Source organism: Buchnera aphidicola (Lipaphis pseudobrassicae) (assembly GCF_005081185.1).
GTDB lineage: Bacteria > Pseudomonadota > Gammaproteobacteria > Enterobacterales > Enterobacteriaceae > Buchnera > Buchnera aphidicola_AD.
The window spans coordinates 113,595-120,062 of sequence record NZ_CP034870.1; the positions used below are offsets into that span (position 1 = coordinate 113,595).

The 6,468-nt window shown below is 23.6% G+C and carries 6 protein-coding genes, 1 tRNA gene and 1 pseudogene; 6 read left to right on the forward strand and 2 right to left on the reverse strand.

The features are described 5' to 3' along the window. The first annotated feature begins 4 nt into the window (after window positions 1-4). Window positions 5-586, forward strand: a complete 582-nt coding sequence (dcd, locus tag D9V70_RS00540) for a dCTP deaminase (protein WP_158355838.1) — start codon at window positions 5-7, stop codon at window positions 584-586. Between the two features lie 80 nt (window positions 587-666). After that, complete coding sequence (gene metG / locus D9V70_RS00545) at window positions 667-2,310, forward strand: methionine--tRNA ligase (RefSeq protein WP_158355839.1); 1,644 nt, start codon at window positions 667-669, stop codon at window positions 2,308-2,310. Between the two features lie 49 nt (window positions 2,311-2,359). Here metG and tilS read toward each other — a convergent pair whose 3' ends face one another. Together tilS and D9V70_RS00555 are read right to left on the reverse strand one after the other, a co-directional pair. Further along, complete coding sequence (gene tilS, locus D9V70_RS00550; RefSeq protein ID WP_158355840.1) at window positions 2,360-3,682, reverse strand: tRNA lysidine(34) synthetase TilS; 1,323 nt, start codon at window positions 3,680-3,682, stop codon at window positions 2,360-2,362. Between the two features lie 27 nt (window positions 3,683-3,709). Continuing rightward, window positions 3,710-3,783 (reverse strand) — tRNA-Val (locus D9V70_RS00555). 207 nt (window positions 3,784-3,990) lie between these two features. Here D9V70_RS00555 and D9V70_RS00560 point away from each other — a divergent pair. From D9V70_RS00560 to D9V70_RS03225, 4 genes and pseudogenes are all read left to right on the forward strand, one after another. Beyond that, entirely contained in the window at window positions 3,991-4,614 is a 624-nt protein-coding gene (locus D9V70_RS00560; protein WP_158355841.1) for a riboflavin synthase subunit alpha, read from the forward strand. A 93-nt stretch (window positions 4,615-4,707) separates the two neighbouring features. Further along, the gene (gene rsxA / locus D9V70_RS00565; RefSeq protein ID WP_158355842.1) at window positions 4,708-5,289 is read left to right on the forward strand and encodes an electron transport complex subunit RsxA; all 582 of its coding nucleotides are present in this window, start codon (window positions 4,708-4,710) and stop codon (window positions 5,287-5,289) included. A 2-nt stretch (window positions 5,290-5,291) separates the two neighbouring features. Next, on the forward strand, window positions 5,292-5,783 hold the full coding sequence (locus D9V70_RS00570) for an RnfABCDGE type electron transport complex subunit B (RefSeq protein ID WP_158355843.1): 492 nt from the start codon (window positions 5,292-5,294) through the stop codon (window positions 5,781-5,783). A gap of 121 nt (window positions 5,784-5,904) precedes the next feature. Beyond that, window positions 5,905-6,468 (forward strand): annotated as a pseudogene (locus tag D9V70_RS03225) (electron transport complex subunit RsxC); the annotation flags it as partial.

Sequence of the window (6,468 nt, forward strand, 5' to 3'; positions counted from 1 at the left end):
AAAAATGCGTTTATGTGATAAAGAAATTAAGAAATGGTTGAAAAGAAAAAAATTAATTATTGAACCATATCCTCAAAAAAAATTAATTCATGGTGTTACTGTTGATATACATTTAAGCGATAAATTTCGTTTTTTTTATGATCATATTAGATCTTGCGTTGATTTGAGTGATTCAAAAGAAAATATAAATACAGCATTAAAAGAAGTTATGAGTGATGAAATTATTTTTTCTAAAGAAAAACCTTTTTTTTTACAACCTGGTTCTTTAATACTTTCTTCTACTTTTGAAAATATCACTATCCCAAATAATTTAGTTGGTTGGTTAGATGGTCGTTCTTCTTTAGCTCGTTTAGGTTTAATGATTCACGCTACTGCACATCGTATCGATCCAGGATGGAAAGGTAATATTGTATTAGAAATTTTTAATGCTGGAAAATTAACTTTGGGATTATGTCCTAAAATGAAAATAGCAGCTTTAAGCTTTGAAATTCTTTCTCAATCAGTATCACTTCCTTATAATGTTCGTCGTGAATCGAAATATAAAACTCAAAATGGAGTGATACCAAGTCGTATTAATAAAGAATAAAATTTTTCTAATACAAAGAATAGTTTACGATTGATTTTATTTTGTATATTATATGTATTATTTTAAATAAGTATAACATTATGTCTAATATTTTTAGAAAAATTTTAGTTACTTGTGCTTTACCGTATGCAAATGGATCTATTCATATAGGCCATATGCTTGAACATATACAAGCAGATATTTGGGTACGTTATCATAAAATGTGTGGTCATGAAGTATGGTTTGTTTCTGCTGATGATGCTCATGGAACTGCTATTATGTTAAAATCTGAAAATTTAGGGATATCTTCAAATAATTTGATTAAGCAAGTGAAAAAAGAACATGAAAAAGATTTTCTAAATTTTAAAATTTCTTATGATAACTATCACTCTACACATAGTATAGAAAACTTATACTTATTAAGAAAAATATTTAAAACTCTAAACGAAAAAGGTTTAATTAAAGAAAAAAAAATTTTTCAATTTTTTGATGATATAAAAGAAATATTTCTTCCAGATAGATTTATTAAAGGAAAATGTCCTATCTGCCATGCTGAAAATCAATATGGAGATAATTGTGAAATATGTAGTGCAACTTATGAACCAATAGAATTGATTGATCCTATATCTGTAATTTCTGGGAAAAAACCTATTCTAAAGAATACTAAGCACTTGTATTTTGATTTGCCGTTTTTTAGTGATATGTTAAAAAAATGGATATATTCTGGTGTCTTAGAAAAATCAGTGATAAAGAAAACAGAAGAATGGTTGAAAACAGGTTTACAATCATGGGGAATCTCTAGAGATGCTCCATATTTTGGATTTAAGATACCAAAATTTCCTAAAAAATATTTTTATGTTTGGTTAGATGCTCCTATTGGTTATATTAGTGCTTTTAAAAATCTTTGTTATAAAAATAAAAAATTGAATTTTAATGAATTATGGAATAAAACATCTGATTATGAATTATATCATTTTATTGGAAAAGATATTATTTATTTTCATACTTTATTTTGGCCTTCAATATTAGAAGCAGTTTCTTTGAGAAAACCTAATGGTATTTTTGTTCATGGTCATCTTACCATGAATGGATTAAAACTATCAAAATCACGTAGTATTGGATTAATAAAAGCAGAAAATTGGATCAAGTGTTTTGATTCAGATAGTTTACGGTATTATTATGCTAGTAAATTATCGAACAATATAAATGATGTTGAAATGAATTTAGAAGATTTTGTTCAAAAAATAAATAGTGATATTGTAAATAAATTAGTTAATCTAGCTTCTAGAAGTGCTAGTTTTTTAGAAAAATATTTTGATAAATATTTATCTGATAAATTAAGTGATATTAAAATATATAAATATTTTATCTCTAAAGGTAGTATTATACGATATTATTTAGAAAATCGTGAATTTAATTTAGTTGTACAAGAATCTATGCGATTAATAGATAGAGCCAATCAATATATTAATGAAAAAAAACCATGGAAAATTAAACCAAAGAAAGGAAATAATAAATTACAAGAAATTTGTACTATAGGAATAAATTTATTTAGAATAGTAATGGTGTTTTTAAAACCAATATTGCCTGATCTTGCAATTAAAACAGAATCTTTTTTGATATCAAGTTTAACTTGGGAAAGTATTCAAAATCCTTTATTACAGCATAAAATAAAAAAATTTACTCCATTATATCAACGGATTAGTTATGAAAAAATTAATGAATTGATTAATTTATGCAAATGATTAATCTATACAAATAAGTAAATGTTTTACATCCAAATTATAGAAAATTTTAATAAAATAAAAACTTTTTATTAGTTGGTTTTAAATCATTTTGCCATGATATTTTCCATGTTTCTTTGTTTTTATGTTTTATATCAACGATAAATACTCCTAAAGCACTAATAAAATCATCGTTATAAAATAATAATGGGATTTGGTTACGTAACCAAGGAGGAATATTTTTTTCTTGCCATATTTTTTTTATTTTTCTTGTTTTATTTCTTCCTAAAATTAAAATTTTTCCCTCATATTGAAAACGGATATTAATTAATTCGCTTTTTTTAGGTTTAGGAAGACTTATACCTTGATCATTTTGTACTAAATATCCTAAATCATTAGGTAAAAAAAGTTTATTGTTTTTTTTATGCCAAAATAAAAAAGTATTTTTTACAATTGGTTGTGTTTTTATAAAATACAGTGATTGTTTATAACGCCTAATTTCATTTTTTTCTATTTTTATTTTTGGGTTTGCATCTACACGGCTAAAAATAATTTGATCATATATACATTCAATATTTTTGTATGATGGCATTTTGATTTGTTGCAATGCTATCCATCGTCTTATTAATGCAGTGCACATGTCTTTTTTTATATTTTTAAAAGTTTTAATGTTTAAAGAGTTATCTGATTGTACAAAATTTTGAATTTTTTCAAGAAGAAAGTTATTTAGTAAAATTGTTTCTTTTTGACATATTTTGATAGTACGAAAACAATTTTTTAAGAAAAAAGGCCATCTTTTTTCTAACTCTGGAATAATTTTATGTCTTATATAATTACGATCATAATTAGTATTAAAATTGCTAAAATCTTGAATCCAATTTAAATGGTGATAATTAGCCAAGAATTCTAATTCTTTTCTCGTTTTATTTAAAAACGGTCGAATAATTTTTTTGTCACCTAACATTGTTTTAAAAGACATACTTGATAGTCCAGTTGGACCACTACCTCTTTTTAGAGATAAAAAAAAGGTTTCACATTGATCATTCATATGATGACCTGTTAGTAGTACTTCTTTTAAAAGTAAATTATTATAAATAATATTATATCGTTTTATTCGTAATTTTTCTTCAGTATTATTTATTTGTTCATCAAAAAAAATATTTTTAACAATTAATGGTATTTTATTTTTTTCACAGTATTTTTTACAGTGTTTTATCCATTTTTGTGAAAATGATGTAAGATTGTGATTAATATGAATAGCACGTATTTTTATATCGGGAATTGTTTTTTTTGCTATAATTAATTGGTGCAGAAGTACTGTAGAATCTAATCCACCACTATAAGCTACTAAGAACAATTTATTTTTAAGCTGTGTTATTATATTTTTAATCAAAATCAAATAGTTTGTAAATTATTTTAATACGTTCGAGTGGACTTGAACCACTAACTTCTACCATGTCATGGTAGCGCTCTAACCAGTTGAGCTACGAACGTATATGTTTAATATGTTATTATATCTTTATGATTTAAATTATATATTATTATTAATATAATATACAAATATTTTTAATATTAACAATGAAAATTTATGTTCATAAAAATAATTAATTATAATTAAATTTTAATTTTTTATTTTTTTATGTAAAATATATATCTTAATTAAAAAAAGCAATAAAAAATATTATCTTTAAGGATAACTTTATGTTTACAGGAATTGTAGATGGATTTGCTACTGTTTTCGATATAAAAAAGAAAAAAAAAATTCATAATTTAACTACTAAGTTACCATCTACTTTATGTAAAAATATAAAAATAGGTGATTCAATTGCACATAATGGATGTTGTTTAACGGTTAAGAAAATTGAAAATTATTATATAATGTGTGATATTATAGAAGAAACATTGAAAAGTACTAATTTAGGTTTTTTAAAAATTGGAGAAAATGTAAATATTGAAAGATCTGTAAAATATGGAGATGAAATTGGTGGTCATATAATATCTGGTCATGTTACAAATACAGTTGAAATTGTTAAAATATTAAATTCTGATAATAATTATATTTTGTGGTTAAGACTGAAAAATAAAAATTTAAAAAAATATATTTTTAAAAAGGGATTTATTTGTCTTGATGGAATTAGTTTAACGGTAGGAAATATTATTGAAGATAAATTCTGTGTAAACATTATACCACAAACTTTATTTCATACAACAATCAGAAATAAAAAACATGGTAGTTTAATGAATATAGAAATCGATTTTTATACACAAACTATTGTAGATACTACAGAACGATTAATTAATGAAAAAAATATTAATATTTTATAATGACCAAACATTCAATGTTTTTAAAATATATTAAATTATAAAATGATTTTTTCAAAATTCAGTTAAACATATTTCATTTTGGTAGATGTATAAATGAAACATTATTTTTTATTTTTTATTTCTAATGTACTAGTAGAAAATTTTATTTTAGTAAAATTTCTCGGTTTATGTCCATTTTTAGGCGTTTCAAATAAATTAAAAACCGCTATTGGAATGAGTTTTGCTACTACTTTTGTTGTACTAATGTCTTCAATATTATTATGGTTAGTTAATTTTTTTATTTTGTTACCTTTGAATGTAGTTTATTTAAGAATTATAGCTTATATGTTGATTATTTCAGTTAGTGTTCAATTTTTAGAAATTATATTACGTCATACTAGTCCGATTCTATATCGAGTACTTGGAATTTTTCTACCTCTTATTACAACGAATTGTGCAGTTTTAGCTATTCCATTATTTAGCTTATACTTGAATCATACATTTCTAGAATCTGTATATTATGGTATTAGTGCATCTTTAGGATTTGCATTAGTAATGATAATTTTTTCTGGTTTACGCGAACGTATAATATTATCTGATATTCCCTTGCCATTTCAAGGCGCACCTATTGTTTTAATAACTATAAGTATCATATCTATTGCGTTTATGGGATTTAAAGGTTTGGTTAAATTTTAATTATGTTGATAATTTTAATTTTTAGTATTTTATCATTTTCATTTGGAGTTATATTAAGTTTTATTGCATATAAATTTCAATCACAAAATAATCCTATTATAGAAGCTGTTAATGAATTACTACCTCAAAGCCAATGTGCTCAATGTGGATATTCTGGTTGTCATCCTTATGCAATGGCAATCGTTAATAATGCTGAAAAAATAGATAAATGTACTCCTGGTGGAAGTAATGTTATATTACAAATTTCTGAATTATTAAATATAGATAAACCGTCAAAAAGTATTTTTGTTAAAAATGAAAAAATATTTAATCATATTGTATGGATTGATGAAAAAAATTGTGTTGGATGTTCTAAATGTGCTCTATTTTGTCCAGTAGATGCAATTGTTGGAGCACCTAATTTTATACATACAGTTTTACAAGATTTTTGTACAGGTTGTAATATTTGTTTATTACATTGTCCAACTAATTGCATTAAAATAAAAAAAAGATGATTATGAAATATATAAAATTACTATGTAAAAAAAGCGTTCTAAAACATATTTTTTCTATGGCATTATGGAAAGAATTAGTTTTTAATTTTTTAAATATAAAAAAAAATACAATTTTAAAGGTGGATTAAATTGTTTATTTAAACAAAAACAATCAAATGATTATTTATTAAAAAGTTTAACTCTTCCTAAAAAATTTTGTTTGCTTATAGAAAGCAACAATCTTTTTCATAAGCAATTACGTGTAAAAGTAAATCAAAAAATACTGCGTGGACAACCTTTAACATTTGGAGATGAGTATACTGTTCCTGTACATGCTCCTACTTCAGGTTGGATAGAAGATATTTCGTTTTCTGCTAATACTATTATTAATAAAGAAAAAAAAAATATAAAAATTATAATTATACCTGACTATTTAGATAAATGGATTAGATTAAAACCTATTAAACACTATAAAATGTGTACTTCTGAAAAACTTATTAAAAAAATTTATCAATCAGGTGTTGTTGGTCTTGGTGGCGGCCAGTTTTCATCTGCAAAGAAATTAATGTTAAGTATGAATAAAGCAAATACTTTAATTGTAAACGCAGTAGAAAGTGAACCTTATATAACATCAGATAATTGTTTAATAAATAATTATGCCAGTGATATTTTAATGGGATGCAAGATTGTATCTTCAATTTCAAAG